The sequence below is a fragment of the Ramlibacter rhizophilus genome (assembly GCF_004681965.1).
In the GTDB taxonomy this organism is placed as follows: domain Bacteria; phylum Pseudomonadota; class Gammaproteobacteria; order Burkholderiales; family Burkholderiaceae_C; genus Ramlibacter; species Ramlibacter rhizophilus.
In genome coordinates this window covers 89,924-105,953 of sequence record NZ_SMLL01000009.1, presented here as the reverse complement: position 1 = coordinate 105,953, position 16,030 = coordinate 89,924, and the positions used below count along the sequence as shown (strand labels likewise).

The 16,030-nt window shown below is 71.1% G+C and carries 15 protein-coding genes; 10 read left to right on the top strand and 5 right to left on the bottom strand.

Annotation, left to right across the window (positions count from 1 at the left end):
- The first annotated feature begins 119 nt into the window (after nt 1-119).
- Genes EZ242_RS20745 through EZ242_RS20720 form a run of 6 tightly spaced genes read left to right on the top strand, consistent with a single transcriptional unit; the run spans nt 120 to nt 5,994 of the window.
- On the top strand, nt 120-2,708 hold the full coding sequence (locus tag EZ242_RS20745) for an ATP-binding protein (protein WP_135287103.1): 2,589 nt from the start codon (nt 120-122) through the stop codon (nt 2,706-2,708).
- Nucleotides 2,708-3,085, top strand: a complete 378-nt coding sequence (locus EZ242_RS20740) for a response regulator (RefSeq protein WP_135287102.1) — start codon at nt 2,708-2,710, stop codon at nt 3,083-3,085. Before EZ242_RS20745 ends, EZ242_RS20740 begins: the two co-directional genes overlap by 1 nt.
- On the top strand, nt 3,082-3,552 hold the full coding sequence (locus EZ242_RS20735; RefSeq protein ID WP_135287101.1) for an ATP-binding protein: 471 nt from the start codon (nt 3,082-3,084) through the stop codon (nt 3,550-3,552). The genes EZ242_RS20740 and EZ242_RS20735 overlap by 4 nt, the downstream gene beginning before the upstream one ends.
- Nucleotides 3,553-3,571: 19 nt before the next feature.
- Entirely contained in the window at nt 3,572-3,916 is a 345-nt protein-coding gene (locus tag EZ242_RS20730) for an STAS domain-containing protein (protein ID WP_135287100.1), read from the top strand.
- Between the two features lie 16 nt (nt 3,917-3,932).
- Nucleotides 3,933-4,817 carry a patatin-like phospholipase family protein gene (locus EZ242_RS20725; RefSeq protein WP_135287099.1) on the top strand — a complete coding sequence of 295 codons (885 nt, stop codon included), beginning with the start codon at nt 3,933-3,935 and terminating at the stop codon, nt 4,815-4,817.
- Nucleotides 4,804-5,994: a PP2C family protein-serine/threonine phosphatase gene (locus tag EZ242_RS20720; RefSeq protein WP_135287098.1), complete on the top strand. Its 1,191-nt coding sequence runs from the start codon at nt 4,804-4,806 to the stop codon at nt 5,992-5,994. Before EZ242_RS20725 ends, EZ242_RS20720 begins: the two co-directional genes overlap by 14 nt.
- A 15-nt stretch (nt 5,995-6,009) precedes the next feature.
- Here the strand turns inward: EZ242_RS20720 and xth are convergent, their stop codons facing one another.
- Genes xth through EZ242_RS20700 form a run of 4 tightly spaced genes read right to left on the bottom strand, consistent with a single transcriptional unit; the run spans nt 6,010 to nt 9,117 of the window.
- Nucleotides 6,010-6,795 (bottom strand): exodeoxyribonuclease III, encoded by a 786-nt coding sequence (xth, locus tag EZ242_RS20715; RefSeq protein ID WP_135287097.1) that lies wholly within the window; start codon nt 6,793-6,795, stop codon nt 6,010-6,012.
- Between the two features lie 56 nt (nt 6,796-6,851).
- Complete coding sequence (locus tag EZ242_RS20710) at nt 6,852-7,949, bottom strand: DUF3616 domain-containing protein (RefSeq protein ID WP_135287096.1); 1,098 nt, start codon at nt 7,947-7,949, stop codon at nt 6,852-6,854.
- Between the two features lie 27 nt (nt 7,950-7,976).
- On the bottom strand, nt 7,977-8,297 hold the full coding sequence (locus EZ242_RS20705) for a hypothetical protein (RefSeq protein WP_135287095.1): 321 nt from the start codon (nt 8,295-8,297) through the stop codon (nt 7,977-7,979).
- Complete coding sequence (locus EZ242_RS20700) at nt 8,287-9,117, bottom strand: hypothetical protein (protein WP_240787183.1); 831 nt, start codon at nt 9,115-9,117, stop codon at nt 8,287-8,289. The genes EZ242_RS20705 and EZ242_RS20700 overlap by 11 nt, the downstream gene beginning before the upstream one ends.
- 61 nt (nt 9,118-9,178) lie before the next feature.
- On the opposite strand from EZ242_RS20700, the gene EZ242_RS20695 reads away from it, so the two are divergent.
- The gene (locus tag EZ242_RS20695) at nt 9,179-10,936 is read left to right on the top strand and encodes a PAS domain-containing sensor histidine kinase (protein WP_167784902.1); all 1,758 of its coding nucleotides are present in this window, start codon (nt 9,179-9,181) and stop codon (nt 10,934-10,936) included.
- Between the two features lie 19 nt (nt 10,937-10,955).
- Here EZ242_RS20695 and EZ242_RS20690 read toward each other — a convergent pair whose 3' ends face one another.
- Complete coding sequence (locus tag EZ242_RS20690; RefSeq protein WP_135287093.1) at nt 10,956-11,447, bottom strand: dihydrofolate reductase; 492 nt, start codon at nt 11,445-11,447, stop codon at nt 10,956-10,958.
- A gap of 300 nt (nt 11,448-11,747) precedes the next feature.
- On the opposite strand from EZ242_RS20690, the gene EZ242_RS20685 reads away from it, so the two are divergent.
- From EZ242_RS20685 to EZ242_RS20675, 3 genes are all read left to right on the top strand, one after another.
- Nucleotides 11,748-13,934, top strand: coding sequence for a type I secretion system permease/ATPase (locus EZ242_RS20685; protein ID WP_135287092.1), 2,187 nt, complete (start codon nt 11,748-11,750; stop codon nt 13,932-13,934).
- Nucleotides 13,931-15,349: an HlyD family type I secretion periplasmic adaptor subunit gene (locus EZ242_RS20680; protein WP_135287091.1), complete on the top strand. Its 1,419-nt coding sequence runs from the start codon at nt 13,931-13,933 to the stop codon at nt 15,347-15,349. The genes EZ242_RS20685 and EZ242_RS20680 overlap by 4 nt, the downstream gene beginning before the upstream one ends.
- A gap of 273 nt (nt 15,350-15,622) precedes the next feature.
- The gene (locus EZ242_RS20675) at nt 15,623-15,979 is read left to right on the top strand and encodes a hypothetical protein (RefSeq protein ID WP_135287090.1); all 357 of its coding nucleotides are present in this window, start codon (nt 15,623-15,625) and stop codon (nt 15,977-15,979) included.
- Nucleotides 15,980-16,030 lie beyond the last annotated feature (51 nt).

Genomic DNA, 16,030 nt, shown 5'->3' with positions numbered 1-16,030 from the left:
GCCTGCTGCGCACTTAAGTCCGCTCCCGGCGCGCCGGCAGCGCGCTTTCGCTCGCTACCGCCGGCCTTGCGCCGGTCCTACACTGGCGCGACCCCGACCTTCCCACCGGAGGAGCGCGCATGGATTCCGTCTCGGGCTCCGCCGGTCTCGGCGAGCCGATCGCCATACCGGATGCCAGCGCGGGCCCGCAGCGCCCGCGGCCCCATGCGCTCGTGCGGCTGGACTACCCGGTCCGCATCGTGGCCTACCTCCTGGCCGGCGCCACCATGGCTTCGGTCTTCGCCCGCATCCCCACCACGGCGCCCACCTGGATGCTGCTCGGCGCCTGGGCCCTGCTGTGGCCGCACCTGGCGTATTTCATCGCCTCGCGCGCCTCCAACTCCAAGCAGGCCGAGCTGTACAACCTGCTGTTCGACAACCTGATGCTGGGGCTGTGGTCGGGCCTGGCGCATTTCGACCTCCTGATCGGGATGTGCTTCCTCATCGCCATCAACGCGGGCAACCTCAGCACCGGTGGCGTGCGCTTCGCCGGCATGGGCCTGCTCACCTTCGTGCTGGGTGCCATGATCGGCGGCACGGTCACCGGCTTCGTGTTCGAACAGAGCGCCTCCGTGCTCACCACCGTCCTGGTGGGCGTCGCGGTCTTCAGCTACACCTCCGTCTTCGCCATTGCGTCCTATGCGGCCGTTCGCCGCGTCATCGCGACGCAGCGCGAACTCAAGGAACGCAATCGGCTGATCGAGGAGCAGAGCCGCGAACTCGTCGAGGCGCGCACGCTGGCCGACAGCGAGCGCCGCTCCGCGGTGGAGGCGCGGCTGGCCGCCGAGCAGGCCAACCAGACCAAGAGCGCCTTCCTGGCCAACATGAGCCACGAGCTGCGCACGCCCCTGAACGCGGTCATCGGCTACGCCGAGATGCTGGAGGAGGAACTGCTCGACGAGGGCGCCGCGCCCACGGTGCTGGCCGACCTGGGCAAGATCAAGGGCGCGGGCAAGCACCTGCTGGGCCTGATCAACGACGTGCTGGACCTGTCCAAGATCGAGGCCGGCCGGGTGGAGCTGAGCTTCGACACCTGCGACATCGCCCAGCTGGTGGACCAGGTCTGTTCCACCTCCCAGCCGCTGATCGCGGCCAACCGCAACCGGCTGGTGGTCGAGTTGCCCGAGCGACCCGGCACGCTGCGCGCCGACGCGACCCGCCTGCGCCAGGTCCTCTACAACCTGCTGTCCAATGCGGCCAAGTTCACCAGCGAAGGCACCATCACCCTGCGGGTGCGGCGCGAAGCCCTGCCCGGCGCCGAGCAGGTGATGTTCGAGGTGCAGGACACCGGCATCGGCATGACCGAGTCGCAGCTGGCCAAGCTGTTCCGGCCCTTCACCCAGGCCGACTCGGCCACCACGCGCAAGTACGGCGGCACCGGCCTGGGCCTGGTCATCAGCAGGCGCCTGTGCCGCATGATGGGTGGCGACGTCATCGTCCACAGCGAGCCGGGCCAGGGCAGCTGCTTCACCGCCACCGTGCTGGCCGACGGCGCCGAGAGTGCGGCCAGCCCGCTGCCCGCGCGCGAGGCGGTTCCCGACGCGCCGGCGCAGCCCGCCGCAAGCGTGCCGGCGGCCCCGGGCGCGCTCGACACCGCCGGCGACGAACGCATCCGCGCCCTGGTGCAGGCCGCGCCCGTGTTCCTGGTGCTCTGGCGCGCCGAGGACGGCGAGATCCTGCTGGCCGGGCCGGCGGTTCGTGAGCTGTTCGGCTATGCGCCGCAGGAGGTGATCGGCCAGCGCATGGAAAAACTCTATGGCGCGCACAGCATCGACGGCGAGGTGCTCAAGCGCGCGGTGGTGGAGCAGGGCGCCGTGCGCGACCACGAGCTGCAGTTCCTGCGCGCCGACGGGCGCGAATTCCGCGGGCGGGTCTCGGCGCAGCAGCTCGTGTACGAAGGCCGCACCTGCCTGATCGCCGGCGTGGCCGACGTCACCGACCTGCACGAGGCCCAGCGCGCCACGGCCGCGGTGAGCGAGACCAAGTCGCGGCTCCTGAGCAACATGGGCCATGCGCTGCGAACGCCGCTGACCGACACCATCGGCTATGCCGAGCTCTGGCTGGAGTCCGCGGGCGGCGCGGAGGCCGCGGGCGCCCGCGAGGCCCAGCGCATCCGCGATGCCGGACGCCGCCTGCTGGACATGGTGGACACGGTGCTGGATTTCTCGCGCCTGGAGGCGGGGGAACTGCAGCTCGCGCGTGAGCCGGTGGCGCTTGCACCCCTGCTGTCCGAACTGCGCACGGTGGCGCGCTCGCTCGCCTCGCAGCATGGCAGCTGGCTGGTGGCGCCCGACGTTCCCGAACTCACCGTCATGGGCGACCGAACCCGCATCAAGCAGGTGCTCATGGTCCTGTTGAACAACGCGGCGCGTTTCAGCAACCGCCAGGAGATCACGCTCGTGGCCCGCCGCGCCGAGGGCGACCAGGTGGAGATCCAGGTCCGCGACAAGGGCCCCGGCATGGACCCCGAGGCGCTCGCGCGCGCACTCCAGCCTTTCGGTGCGTTGGGTGCGCTGCCGGCCGAAGGCGGCACGGGCCTGAGCCTGGCGCTGGCGGTGCGGCTGTGCGAGCGCATGGGCGGACAACTGCTGGTGCACAGCGAGGCGGGTCGGGGCTCGCGCATGAGCGTGCGCCTGCCCCTGGCGGCAGCCGGCGTGCAGGAGGCCTGATGCCGCGCATCCTCCTTGTCGAAGACAACGAACTCAATCGCGACATGCTTTCGCGCCGGCTGGAGCGCCGCGGCTTCCAGGTCAGCATCGCCGTCAACGGGCTGGAGGCGCTGGAACGCGTCGCGCAGGAGCGGCCCGAGCTGGTGCTCATGGACATGAGCCTGCCCGACATGGACGGCTGGGAGGCCACGCGGCGCCTGAAGGTCTCGCCGACCACGCGGGCCATCCCCGTCATCGCGCTCACCGCCCACGCCATGGCGGGCGACCGCGAGCGCGCACTGGAGGCCGGCTGCGACGACTTCGACACCAAGCCCGTCGATCTCGACCGGCTGCTGCGCAAGATGCAGGCCCTGCTGCCGGCCGGAGAGGGGGCATGAAGGCGCGCACTGCCGAAGCCAGCGCCTGCCTGCTGAAGCTGCGCGTGCCCGCCTGCATGCAGGCCATGGAACGCCTGATGGCGGGCGTCGATGCGGCGCTGGGCCGGGTGGAGGCGCCCGCCTCGGTGCGCCACGACATGCGCCTGGTGGCCGAGGAAGCCTGCGCCAACGTGATCCGCCATGCGTATTCGCAGGCCCCGCGGCCCGGGGACCTGAGTGTCGCGCTGCACCGCGACATGCTGGAGGGCGTGCCTGCGCTGCGCCTGGTGGTGTGCGACCACGGCCGCCCCTTCGATCCGCTCGGCGCCTGCGCGCCGGCACTGGACCTGCCGGCCGAGGAGCGACCCATCGGCGGGCTGGGCATCCACCTCATTCGCAGCCTCACCGATCGCCAGCGGCACACGCGGGATCGCGCGGGCCGCAACTGCCTCGAACTCGTGAAGTGGCTTCACGAGGCCCCCGAATAGCCAACAAGAAGGAACTGCAGTGGACATCCGTTATTCCGAGTCGGGCCCCATCACGGTGGTCGGCATCGAGGGGAGTGTCGACAGCCTCACGGCCGACCGCCTCACCGAATCCCTGGAAGCGAAGCTGCGCGAAGGGCGCGTGCGGCTGGTGGCCGACTTCTCGCAGGTGAGCTACACCAGCAGCGCGGGCCTGCGCTCGCTGCTGGCGGCGGTCAAGGACGCGCGCCAGCGCGGCGGCGACCTGCGCCTGGCGGCCGTGCAGCCGCAGGTGCAGCGCGTCCTGTCGCTCGCTGGCTTCACCAGCATCATCCGCGTCTTCGACGACGTGCCGGCGGCGGTGGACAGCTACGGCGTCGCCGCATGAAGGGAGGAAAGTCGTCATGACGAAGAACCCACCGGTCCCGCGCGTCTCGCTCGTCATCGGCTCGGGCAGCGTCAAGTGCGCCGCCGCCATCGGCGTGGTCAAGGCCTTGACCGCGGGCGGCATCGGCATCGAGCGGGTGGTCGGCTGCAGCGCGGGCGCCATCTTCGGTGCGCTGATCGCGCTGGGCTACTCCATGGACAATGCCCGCGAAGCCACCACGCGCCTGTGGACCGCCGAACTCACCGCGCGGCGCAACACCCGCGCGCTGCTCGCGGCCATCGCGCCGCGCCTGTTCGGCTTCGACGTCGAGCGCTTCGGGCTGCGCGACGACCGCCTGATCAACGAGCGCCTGCAGCAGGCCTTCGGCGACCGCCAGATCGAGGACAGTCCCATCCCGCTGCACATCGTGGCCGCGGACTTCTCCAACGGCGAGCTGGTGGACCTGAACCGCGGCAGCCTGGCCAAGGCGATCCGCGCCAGCGTGGCGCTGCCCTTCGCCTTCCCGCCCGTGCGCTGGGGCGACAAGCTGCTGGCCGACGGCTGCCTGGCCGACCCGTTGCCGGTCAGCGTGGCCATCCGCCATGGCGCGCGCGTGATCGTCGCGGTGGGCTTCGAGAGCCCCTACCAGGAGCACATCCGAAGCCCCGGCCGCTTCGCGTTCCAGCTCAGCGCGATCATGTCCAACAACCTGCTGAAGTCGCGTTTCTCGTTCCACAGCGTCTCGCACCATTCCGAGGTGATCGCGATCATCCCGGAGTTCAAGCAGCGGGTGCGCCTCTTCGACACCGAGAAGGTGCCCTACATCATCGACGAGGGCGAGCGCGCGGCGGCGGAGCAGATGCCCTACCTGCGCGAGCTGCTGGCCGCCGAAGCGCCGGACGCGGCAGGTGCCACTGCCTGACGCCAAGGGCGGCGTGAGCATGCAGCACGCCCCCGCCCGCCTCCTCGTGGTGGACGACATCGAGGTCAACCGCGAACTGCTGGTGCGCCGTGCGCGCCGCCTGGGCCACGAGAGCGGCACCGCCGAGGACGGCCTGGATGCCCTGGCGCAGCTGCGCGCCGCGCCCTGGGACCTGGTGCTGCTGGACATCACCATGCCGCGGATGGACGGCTATGAGACCCTGCGGCAGATCAAGGCCGACAGCGCGCTGGCCCACATTCCGGTCATCATGGTGTCGGCCATCGACGAGATCGACAGCGTCGTGCGCTGCCTGGAGCTGGGCGCCGACGACTATGTCACCAAGCCCTTCAACCCGGTGCTGCTGCAGGCGCGCATCGAGGCGGCGCTGGCCAAGAAGCGCCTGGCCGACCAGCGACAGGCGGTGCTCGATGCGCTGGAGCGCGAGCTGACCCTCGCGCGGCGCATCCAGCGCGGCTTCCTGCCGCTGGCGCTCCCGCAGGTCGCGGGCTGGTCACTGGCGGCGCACTTCGAGCCCGCGCGGCACGTGGGCGGCGACTTCTACGACGTGGTGCCGCTGGCCGATGGCCGCCTGGGCCTGGCGATCGCCGACGTGTGCGACAAGGGCGTGGGCGCGGCGCTCTACATGGCCCTGTTCCGCACGCTGGTGCGCTCGCAGCTGTCGAACGCGCCGCCCGGCGCACCGGCCGGGCCGCTCCTGTCGCAGTCGCTTGCCTTCGTCAACGACTACATCGCGCGCGAGCACGGCCGCGACAACATGTTCGCCACGCTCTTCGTCGCGGTGCTGGAGCCGGCCACGGGCGCCCTGGCCTATGCCAACCTGGGCCACGACGCGCCGGTGCTGCGGGGCGCGGCCGGCGGGCTGCGGCGGCTGCCACCGGGCGCGCCTGCCTGCGGCCTGATGCCCGGCCTGCGACCGGCGGTCGAGGCCGTGGCCATTGCGCCGGGCGAAAGCCTTCTGATGTTCACGGACGGCGTCACCGAGTGCCGGGGTGCCGAGGGCGAGTTCGGCGAGGCCCGCCTGCTGGCCATGCTGGCGCTGGACGCGGCCACGGCGTCGGACCTCGCCGGCGCGCTGCGCACCGCCTTGTCGGTCCACGCCGGCGACTGCGCCGCGCACGACGACCTGACGGTGTTGTGCCTGATGCGCGAGGCGTGACGTGCTAGCCGAGCGCTAGCCGAGCGCCAGGTCCACCGTGACCGGCGCGTGGTCGCTCGGCTGCTTCCACTTGCGCGGCGTGCGGTCGATGCTGCAGGCCTGAACGGCGCTGCGCAGCGCCTGGCTCACCAGCACATGGTCGATGCGCAGGCCGCGGTTCTTCTGGTAGCCCAGCATGCGGTAGTCCCACCAGGTGTAGCTTTTCTCGGGCTGCTCGAAGAGGCGGAAGCCGTCCACCAGGCCGAGTTCGAGCAGGCGGCGGAAGTGCTCGCGCTCGGGCGTGCTGTGGTGGATGGTCTCGCGCAGGCCCTCGGGGTCGTAGGAGTCGCGGTCTTCCGGGGCGATGTTGAAGTCGCCCACCAGCACCAGGCGCGGATGCTCGCGCAGCTGCGCCGCGAGATAGCGGTTCAGCCCGTCCAGCCAGGCCATCTTGTAGGCAAACTTCTCGGTCCCCGGCGCCTGGCCGTTGACGAAGTAGCCGTTGACCAGGCGAAGCGGGCCGGCCGGCGTGTCCAGCGTGGCCGCGATCACGCGCGAGGACTCGTCCTGGAACCCCTCGATGTTGCGGCCGACCTCGCGCAGCGGCTGGCGGCTCAGGAGGGCCACGCCGTTGTAGGTCTTCTGCCCGAACACCGCGCAGTGCGCGTAGCCCGCCGCCGCCAGCTCCATGAGCGGGAACTTGTCTTCGGTGAGCTTGAGCTCCTGCAGGCACAGCACGTCCACGGGGTTGGCTTGGAGCCAGTCGAGGACGTGCTGCAGGCGGGCAGTGAGCGAGTTGACGTTCCAGGTGGTGATCTTCACGGTGCGGCCAAAGTCATGGGGGCGCGCGCATTGTCCTGGATGCGGCGCCGAGGCTTTCAGGGCAGCGCGAACACGTCGGCGCGCAGCGAGTTGCGGCCTGGCTGGCGTGCAGGGTCCGGCGAGTCGTGCACCACCAGAAGCGCCACCGCGGCGTCCTGGCTTCGTCGCAGCAGCGTCATGCCTTCGGCGTGGTCGCAGCCGGTGCCGTAGGGCAGATCGAGCAGGACTTGGAGCTGCGAGGCCGCGACCACGCTGGCCTCGTCGCACCGCAGGGCGTCGCGCCAGCGCAGCACCCGCACGGGACCATCCAGGTCCATGGTCGGCCCGGCCAGCACCAGCAGGTCCTCGCCCTGCAGGCACAGGTCGCGCACGCCCAGGCCGGACAAATCGAGGAAATGCTTGCGCAGGCACGCGCCCTTCTTGCTGCCGTCCAGCGGCTGCAGCGTGAGCCATCGTCCATCGCCCTGGAGCCGCAGCTCCAGCACCACGGCCCAGCCGCGCAGCACCGGGCCGCGCAGGCCGACGAACACGCGCTCGCCGGCCACGGCGATGCCCTCGATGTCGAAGCCGTTCTCCTTGCCCGGCAGGCCGATGAAGGGCCCCAGGTGCTCGTCCTTGCGCAGCAGGCGGGTGAGCGCGTTGCCCTTGCCGTCGCCGCGCAGGCGCTGGGCGCGGCGGGGCTTGGCCTTGCGCGCGAGGGTCGGCAGTTCGCCCTCGGCTTCGATGAGCGGGATGCGTGCGAGCAGGAAGCGGTTGGGGTCCTTGTCCACGTCGGCCAGGCACGCCACGGCCTCGGCCGGGCTGTTGCCTTCGGACGGCTTGCTGCGCTTGCGGCTGTGGGAGCCCACGACCCACAGGTAGCCGCCGGCTCCGTCCAGGCCCTCCACGTCCACTTCGTCGGTGTCCGCCTCCTTGTCGGCCGGCTCGGGCAGGTCGAGATAGCGAAGCAGCGGGAACTGCTCGTGCGCCCCGGCGCGGTCGCCGTCCAGCGTCAGTCGCTCCACGCTGGCCGACTCGTCGTTGGCCAGCCAGAGCGTGCGGCCGATCTGCCGCACCGCGGAGAGCCCGTCGCGCAACTCCTTCCGGGGTCCGCGCGCATCGTCCAGCGGCGCAGAGAACGTCAGGTCGATGTGGCCGTGGGCATGGGCAGGCATCGCGCCAGCATAGACCCGGCGCGCCGCTCAGGGGGCGCCGGCCGGCCGCAACCGCAGCCTCACCAGGGTGCCGCCCGGGTCGAAGAGCAGCACCAGTTCGGGCGGGTCGGCGCCCGGCCGCGCGTTGCGTGCTTCGCGCGCGCGGTAGGCCCAGGCCTCCCAGCCGCTGTCGAACACCAGGCGCTCGGGCTCGCCCAGGCGTTCGCGGACAGCCCCCCGGTCGCTGCGGCCCGGCGTGAGGCCCAGCGCCGCACGCTCCAGCTCGGGCGCGCGGGACGGCGCGGGCGTGGGCATCGCGCAGGCGGATGCGAGCAGTGCGAGGGCGGGCAGCGCCGCTTCAGGGCGCATGCGCGGCCCCTTGCATGAAGTCGAAGACCACGCGGGTCTCGTCCGGCCAGCGCGCATCGCCCAGCGGGGCGTAGTACGTGCGGTCCAGCAGCATCGCGCAGTCACAGTGGGGCAGCCATTCACGCAGTCGCTCGTCGCCCAGGGCCCCGGCCCAGAGGCGACGCACCGGGAGCGCCTCGCGCCGCTCGCCCGCCACCAGCGTGACGCCGAAGATCGGCCGGTCGGCGAAGAACATGTAGCGGTTGTCCTCGCTGTCGCAGTAGGCCGGCGTGTCGGTGAGCAGGGCGCCGAGGCGGCCGGCCCAGGTAGGCTTCTCGGAGATCAGGCCGGCCTCCATGCCCACGCGGCACTCCAGCCGCAGGTCGCCCAGGCGCCGCGTGTTCGCAGGCAGCCCCGGCGTTCGCACCTGCGCCCGCCAGGTCATGCTGCGCACGGCGCGGTCGGGCGTGACCACGGCGTTCTCGCGCAGGGCGCGGGGGTCGCGGGGCAGGGTGAAGCTGCGGTCCGGGGCCACGGGCACCGGGATCACGGTGCCGGCCGACACGATGTTCAGGTCCACGTCGTCCACGTTCACGCCCGGCTGCCGCGGCAGCAGCTCGAAGCGCAGGACCGCCTGGGGCGCCCGCAGCGCGCGCTCGCGCTCGAACAGGTCCATGGCCCGCACCATGCGCGGATAGGACTTCTCGACGGCCGGCGGGCTGCGGGCCGCCGACACGGTCACGGGGGGCAGGGTGCGGTCCTGCGCGTGCAGCGCGGCGGCCGCCAGCAGGGCCGGCAGGACAGGGACGAGGCGCGAAGACTTGGGCATGGCGAAGGCCATGTTGTCACGCCCGGCGTCGCGCGTGGCTCTGCAGTTCGCCGGTCACTACACTTGGCCGGCCATGGACGAAGTACCCCAGCCATCGCCGCAGAGCGCGCCCCTGGACCACGATGCGCTGCGCACCCGGCTGGAGGGCCTCGGCTCGTCCTTGCACCTGCTGCAGGAGATCGTTTTCCATGCACCGGTGAGCCTGCAGCTGTTCGACACCAGCGGCCGCTGCGTCCTGTTCAACCCCAAGCACACGGAACTCTTCGGCGCCATGCCGCCCGAGGACTACAACGTGTTCGAGGACACGGTGCTGGAAGGCGCCGGCGTGCTCGAGCGCCTGCGCCAGGCCTTCGCGGGGAAGCGCAGCGTCATCCCGCCGCTCTGGTACGACGCGCGCGAACTCGGCAACGTCCACCTGGACACCGGGCGGCGCTTCGCGCTCAGCGCCGAGCTCGTGCCCTTGCGCATGACCGGCGGGGACGTGACGCACGTGATGGCCGTCGCCACCGATGTCACCGAGGCCGTGCTGGCCCGCGAGAAGGCGGAGGCGGCGGCTCGCGGCGCCGCCTTCCTGTCCGAGGCGGGGCGGCTGCTCAATTCCAGCCTGGACCTGGGGCAGACGCTCAGCCAGCTGGCGCGCCTGGCCACCCCTACCCTGGCCGACTACTGCATCGTGGACCTGGTCGAGGCGGACGGCTCCGTCAGGCGCGTGGCGGCGGCGCATGCGGACCGGCTGGGGCAGCCGATCCTGGACGAGATGGCCAACTTCCCGCCCGTGCCCGGCTCGCCGCAACCCGCCCGCCGCGTGCTGGACTCCGGCGAGCCCGAGCTGCTGCCCGAGCTGGACGCGGACCTGCTGGCCGAACGCAGTCTCGATCCGGTGCACCACCAGCTGTTGCGGCGCCTGGGCGTGCGTTCGCACCTGGCAGTGCCGATGCGCAGCGGCCACCGCATCGTGGGCGCCATCAGCCTGGGCTATGTGCTCGCGCGCCGCTACCGTCCCGAGGACATTCCGCTGGCCGAGGCGCTGGCCAGCCGCGCCGCGGTGGCCATCGACAACGCACGCCTCTATGGCGCGCTGGCGCGCAGCGAGGCCGCGCTGCGCGAGCTGGACCGGCGCAAGGACGAATTCATCGCCGTGCTCGCGCACGAGTTGCGCAATCCGCTCTCGGCCATCAGCAATGTCGGCTGGGCACTGCGCAGCCAGGCGCTGCGGCCGGAGATGGAGCGCAGCGTGAACATCCTGGCGCGCCAGACCGGTCGCCTCACCGGACTGGTCAACGACCTGATGGATGTCTCGCGGATCACGCGCGGCCTCGTGGTCCTGCGGCCCCGCGAAGTCGATCTGCGCGAGCTGATCGACCGGGCGCTGGAAAGCGTGCAGGTGCTGGTGCAGGACCAGGGCCACGCCGTGACGGTGGAGTGTCCCGACACGGCGGTCCCGGTGCGCGGCGATCCGGCTCGCCTCGAGCAGATCGTCGTCAACCTGCTGGGCAACGCCGTCAAGTACACCGACCCGGGCGGACGGATCCGGGTCTCGCTGCGCACCACCCAAGACCGTGCCGTGCTGCAGGTGCACGACCCGGGCATCGGCATCGCGCCCGAGTTCCTGCCGCGGATCTTCGACATGTTCGCGCAGGCCGAGCCGGGCCTGTCGCGATCACGCGGGGGACTGGGCATCGGCCTGACCATCGCGCGGCGACTGGTCGAGCTGCACGGCGGCCGCATCGAGGCGAGCAGCGTGGGCGTCGGTCAGGGCGCGACCTTCACGGTGGAATTGCCCCTGGCGTCCCCGGGAGCGGGCGAGGCCGGCGCCGGCCCGGCGGCCTGAGGGGCCGAGGGGCTGAGCTTCAGCCTTCGCGGCGCACCCAGCTCACGAACGCGAAGCGCATGCCGTTGGCCGCCGTGTGCGCCTCGCGCGAGCGCGCGGTCCACTCCGGCCCCAGGGCCGGTGCATGCGCATCACCCTCGACGTCGGCGTCGATCTCCGTGGCCTCGACCACCTGAGCGAGCCCCAGCGCCTGCGCATAAAGCTGCGCCCCGCCGATCACCCAGGCCTGCGCGGCGCCCTCGCACAGCGCCAGTGCTTCTTCCAGCGAACCCGCCCGCTCGGCGCCCTCGGCTTCCCACTGCGGATTGCGCGTGACCACCAGGTTGCGCCGCCCGGGTAGCGGCCTGAAGCGTGGCGGCAGGGAATCCCAGGTCTTGCGACCCATGATCACCGGCGAGCCCTGCGTCACCCGCTTGAAGTGCGCCAGGTCCTCCGGCAGGTGCCAGGGCAGCTGGCCGTCGCGGCCGATGACGCCGTTGCGGGCGTGGGCGTAGATGAGGCCGAGGCGCATCAGCGTGACTCCACCGTAGCAACGGATGGCATCGGTGCGACGGGGCAGTGGGGCAAGCGCTTTGTGAAAGTCGGCAGGGTGCTCGTAGGCATGCTTCTGTGCTGAAAAGGAAAGGTCGCGCGGACGGACAGGTGAAGTCATTCCGTGGCGCGGTGATTCTCAGGCGTTTCCAAGGTTCTGGAGGTCGCAGTCGGACTTGCCCGTCCATGCGTACTCGAACTAGCTAATTAATGCTCATATCTGATTTTTGTAGTACGTGGGTATCTAAAATGTGGGGCTTTGTACAAAGTGCCGCGCTCGATGGACAGCAACGCTTCCGACGATCCCCAGGATGACCCACTCGCCAAATCGTTGCGTGCGCTCTGCGCCGTTGCGCGCTTCCACCACGTCGCCGGCGACCCGGTCTCCCTCGCACACCAGCTCGCACTGCCGCCCCGCGAGCTGCCGCCGGCGCAGGACATGGTGCGCGCGGCACGGCACCTGGGCTTGCGGGCCAGGCGCGTGCGGATGGAGCCTGCCGCCCTCGCGGCCACGCCCCTGCCGGCCCTGGTGCTGCTGGAGGACGGCGGGACGAGACGATGGGCCGTGCTGGCCCGCTGCGACGGACAGCAGGTGATCCTGCAGTCCTTCGGCACCGGTGCCGACGGCCCGCAGCTCTGGCCATTGGCGCGCCTCGCCGCGTGCTGGCCGGGCGAGCTGGTTCTCCTGACCCGGCGGGCGAGCCTCCCCGAGGCGCTGGCGCGCTTCGACTTCAGCTGGTTCATTCCCAGCCTGGTCAAGTACCGCAAGCTCCTGGGCGAGGTGCTGGCGATCAGCTTCTTCCTGCAGCTCTTCGCGCTCGTCAGTCCCTTGTTCTTCCAGGTGGTGATGGACAAAGTGCTGGTGCACCGGGGCCTGGCCACGCTGGACGTGCTGGTGATCGGCCTGGTCGTGGTCGTGCTCTTCGAGAGCCTGCTCACGGCGATGCGCAGCTTCGTGTTCTCGCACACCACCAGCCGCATCGACGTGGAGCTCGGCTCGCGCCTGTTCCGCCACCTGGTGCAGCTGCCCCTGGCCTACTTCCAGGCGCGACGCGTGGGCGACTCCGTGGCGCGGGTGCGCGAGCTGGAGAACATCCGCGCCTTCCTCACCGGCAGCGGCCTCACCGTCGCGATGGACCTCGTCTTCTCCCTGGTCTTCGTCGCCGTCATGGCCTTCTACAGCCTCACGCTCACGCTCATCGTGCTGGCGAGCGTGCCGCTCTATGCCGCCATCAGCCTGGCCGTGGTGCCGGTGCTGCGTCGCCGCCTGGACGAGAAGTTCGCGCGCGGCGCGGAGAACCAGGCCCTGCTGGTCGAGACCGTCACCGGCGTGCAGACCGTCAAGGCCGGTGCGCTGGAACCGGGCTTCGCCGCGCATTGGGACCGCCAGCTCGCCGCCTACGTCCAGGCGAGCTTCCGGGCGCAAACCCTCGCCAGCTGGGCGCACGAGGCGACCCACCTCGTGGGCAAGCTGGTCCAGGCGGCCACGCTCTGGTGGGGAGCCCACCAGGTCATGGCCGGCGCCCTCACGGTGGGCGAGTTCGTCGCGTTCAACATGTTCGCGCAGCGCGTGGCCCAGCCCGTTCTGCGGCTCGCGCAGCTGTGGACCGACTTCCAGCAGACCGGGATCGCCGTGGCCCGGCTCGGTGACATCCTCGACACGCCCACTGAGCGCCCGCCGGCCCAGGCGGCGCAGCTGCCCACGCTGCGCGGGCACATCCGGCTGGAGGGCGTCACCTTCCGCTACCGGCCGGAGGCCTCGCCCGTGCTGCAGGACCTCTCGCTGGAACTGCGCCCGGGCGAGGTCCTCGGCGTCGTCGGCCGCTCGGGCAGCGGCAAGAGCACGCTGGCCAAGCTGGTCCAGCGCCTGCACGTGCCCGAGCGCGGTCGCGTGCTGGTCGACGGCATCGACATCGCCCTGGCCGACGCCGACCAGCTGCGCCGGCAGGTGGGCGTGGTGCTGCAGGAGAACCTGCTGTTCAACCGCAGCGTGCGCGAGAACATCGCCATCGCGGACCCGGCGGCGCCGCTGGACGCGGTGGTGCAGGTCGCGCGCATGGCCGGCGCGCACGAGTTCATCTGCGAGCTGCCGCAGGGCTACGACACCGTGGTGGGCGAGCAGGGCGCCTCGCTCTCCGGCGGCCAGCGCCAGCGCATCGCCATCGCGCGCGCGCTCTTCACCCGCCCGCGCATCCTCATCCTGGATGAAGCCACCAGCGCGCTCGACTATGAAAGCGAGGCCATGGTCCAGCGCAACATGGCCCACATCTGCCGCGGCCGCACCGTGCTGGTCATCGCGCACCGCCTCAGCACCGTGCGCCGCGCCGACCGCATCGTGGTCATGGAGCGGGGAGCCGTCCTCGAGTCCGGCACGCACGAGGCGTTGCTTGCGCGGCCGAACGGCGCCTATGCGCGCCTCTGGGCCCTGCAGCAGACCGGAGCCGGGGCAGCGGCGACGCTGGCATGAGCCCCGACCGTCCCGGTCCGGCCGGCCGCTGCCTGCATGCGCTGCGCAGGGCCTGGGCCCTGCGCCATGAACTCGACGCGCCGCCGCGCAGCCGCGACCAGTCCGCCTTCCTGCCTGCCGCGCTGAGCCTGCAGGACACGCCCGTGCACCCAGCCCCGCGCTGGCTGGCGCGCGCGCTCATCGCGCTCTTCTGCATCGCGTTGGGCTGGTCGGTGCTCGGCCATATCGACGTCGTGGCCGTCGCGCCCGGACGCCTGGTCGTCAGCGAGCGCACCAAGCTGATCCAGCCGCTGGAGCGCAGCGTCGTGCGGCGCATCGCGGTCCGGGACGGCGACCACGTCGAGGCGGGGCAGTTGCTGGTCGAACTCGACCCCACCACCGCCCAGGCCGACCGCGCCAGCATCGGCGAACAGGGTCGCGCGGCGCAAGCGGAGCTGCTGCGGGCCCGGGCCCTGCTTGACGCCTTGCAGAGCGGGGCGGCGCCGCAGCTGCAGGGCCCCACCCCGGCCGACTGGACGGTGCAGGACGCACGGTCTGCGCGCCAGCAACTACAGGCCGAATGGTCCGAGCTGCAGGCGCGCAACGCGCGTGGGCAGGCGGAGCGCGAGCGCCGGCTGGCCGAGCAGCTGACCGTGCAGGAGAGCGTCGCCAAGCTGGAAGCGCTACTGCCCCTCGCGCGCCAGCGCGAGGCGGACTTCCTTCGCCTGAGCGCGCAGGGCTTCATGTCCCACCACGCCGGCCAGGACCGAACCCGTGAGCGCATCGAACTGGAACGCGACCTCGCCACCCAGCGCGCGCGCCTCGCCGAAGTGCAGGCGGCCACGCGCGAGAGCGAGCAGGCCTTGTCCGCCCTGCGTGCCGAGGCGGTCCGCAGCCTGCGCGACCGGGAAGCCGAGGCCAGCCTGCGCTGGGCCCAGGCCCGTGAGGAAGAGGCCAAGGCGCTCCACCGCGAACGCCTCACCACCCTGAGCGCGCCGGTGTCCGGCATCGTGCAGCAACTGGCCGTGCACACCTCGGGCGGCGTGGTCACCGAGGCCCAGCCGCTCATGGTCATCGTCCCGGAGGCGGCCCAGCTCGTCGCCGAAGTGGCGCTGGAGAACAAAGACATCGGCTTCGTCCACGCGGGGCAGGCCGCCGAAGTCAAGCTGGAGACCTTTCCTTTCACCCGCTACGGCACGGTGCCTGCACGGGTGCTGCACGTCACGCCCGACGCGGTGCAGGACGACAAGCGCGGCGCGGTGTTCCTCGCCACCTTGGTCCTGGAGCGCATGCACATCGACGTCGATGGCCGGCCTATCGCCCTCTCGGCCGGCATGAACGCCAGCGTGGAGATCAAGACCGGGCACCGGCGGGTGATCGAGTTCCTGCTCAGTCCGATTCAGAGGGCAGGGCGTGAGAGCTTGAGGGAGAGGTGATGCTTCGAAGATCGCGCCAGCCGAAGCCACTCCTTGATCGAGCAGAGGCAGTCGTCACCTCTCGAACCGCGTTGCGGCGGTGCATCTGTTGCCGGTAAGTCACGGCTGGCAGAGCCGCTTGCACGGACCCCTGCGCGGCAGGCCCGCGCCCGGCGAGGCTCTCCCGCGGATGAGGTAGCGGAAAACACTTTCCTTCCCTCATCCAAAAGTGCTACTAGCAAGAAAAAGTGACTAGAGTGCGGGCCTGGAGCGTCCCTGCATGCCCCTCTGGCCATGAACTCATCTGATCACGACCCGGTTTTCGCCACCCTGCTGTCGCGCCTTATCGACAGCAGCACTCGGTTCGACGACCTCGGCCTGAAGGCGCGGGCGAATCTCGCCATCGCGCGAACGGTGCCCAGGCCGGACGACGTGGCGCCGCCGGCGGCATCGCGGCTGGTGTTCGGCACCAGCGCAGGCGGTGAGTGGTGGAGTGGCGGGGCGGCAAACGATCCCGTCTTTTGGGTCGAAAGCAGCGATCGAGACCGGGCACCGGCGCGTGATTGCGTTCCAGATCCAAGCGGAATTGGGCGGGAGTGCTTGGGTAGAACGCGGTCGAAAGTCGAACATTGGCTCAGAAGAGAACGATGATTAATCGAAGGCAAAGGCAGCGAACCATGCAGTAACTGAAATGCGATATTC

Excerpts from the sequence above, each read along its gene's own strand:
- EZ242_RS20745 (WP_135287103.1), top strand. The coding sequence starts at position 120 with ATGGATTCCGTCTCGGGCTCCGCCGGTCTCGGCGAGCCGATCGCCATA.
- EZ242_RS20740 (WP_135287102.1), top strand. The coding sequence starts at position 2,708 with ATGCCGCGCATCCTCCTTGTCGAAGACAACGAACTCAATCGCGACATG.
- EZ242_RS20735 (WP_135287101.1), top strand. The coding sequence starts at position 3,082 with ATGAAGGCGCGCACTGCCGAAGCCAGCGCCTGCCTGCTGAAGCTGCGC.
- EZ242_RS20725 (WP_135287099.1), top strand. The coding sequence starts at position 3,933 with ATGACGAAGAACCCACCGGTCCCGCGCGTCTCGCTCGTCATCGGCTCG.
- EZ242_RS20710 (WP_135287096.1), bottom strand. The coding sequence starts at position 7,949 with ATGCCTGCCCATGCCCACGGCCACATCGACCTGACGTTCTCTGCGCCG.
- EZ242_RS20705 (WP_135287095.1), bottom strand. The coding sequence starts at position 8,297 with ATGCGCCCTGAAGCGGCGCTGCCCGCCCTCGCACTGCTCGCATCCGCC.
- EZ242_RS20700 (WP_240787183.1), bottom strand. The coding sequence starts at position 9,117 with ATGGCCTTCGCCATGCCCAAGTCTTCGCGCCTCGTCCCTGTCCTGCCG.
- EZ242_RS20695 (WP_167784902.1), top strand. The coding sequence starts at position 9,179 with ATGGACGAAGTACCCCAGCCATCGCCGCAGAGCGCGCCCCTGGACCAC.
- EZ242_RS20690 (WP_135287093.1), bottom strand. The coding sequence starts at position 11,447 with ATGCGCCTCGGCCTCATCTACGCCCACGCCCGCAACGGCGTCATCGGC.
- EZ242_RS20685 (WP_135287092.1), top strand. The coding sequence starts at position 11,748 with ATGGACAGCAACGCTTCCGACGATCCCCAGGATGACCCACTCGCCAAA.
- EZ242_RS20680 (WP_135287091.1), top strand. The coding sequence starts at position 13,931 with ATGAGCCCCGACCGTCCCGGTCCGGCCGGCCGCTGCCTGCATGCGCTG.
- EZ242_RS20675 (WP_135287090.1), top strand. The coding sequence starts at position 15,623 with ATGAACTCATCTGATCACGACCCGGTTTTCGCCACCCTGCTGTCGCGC.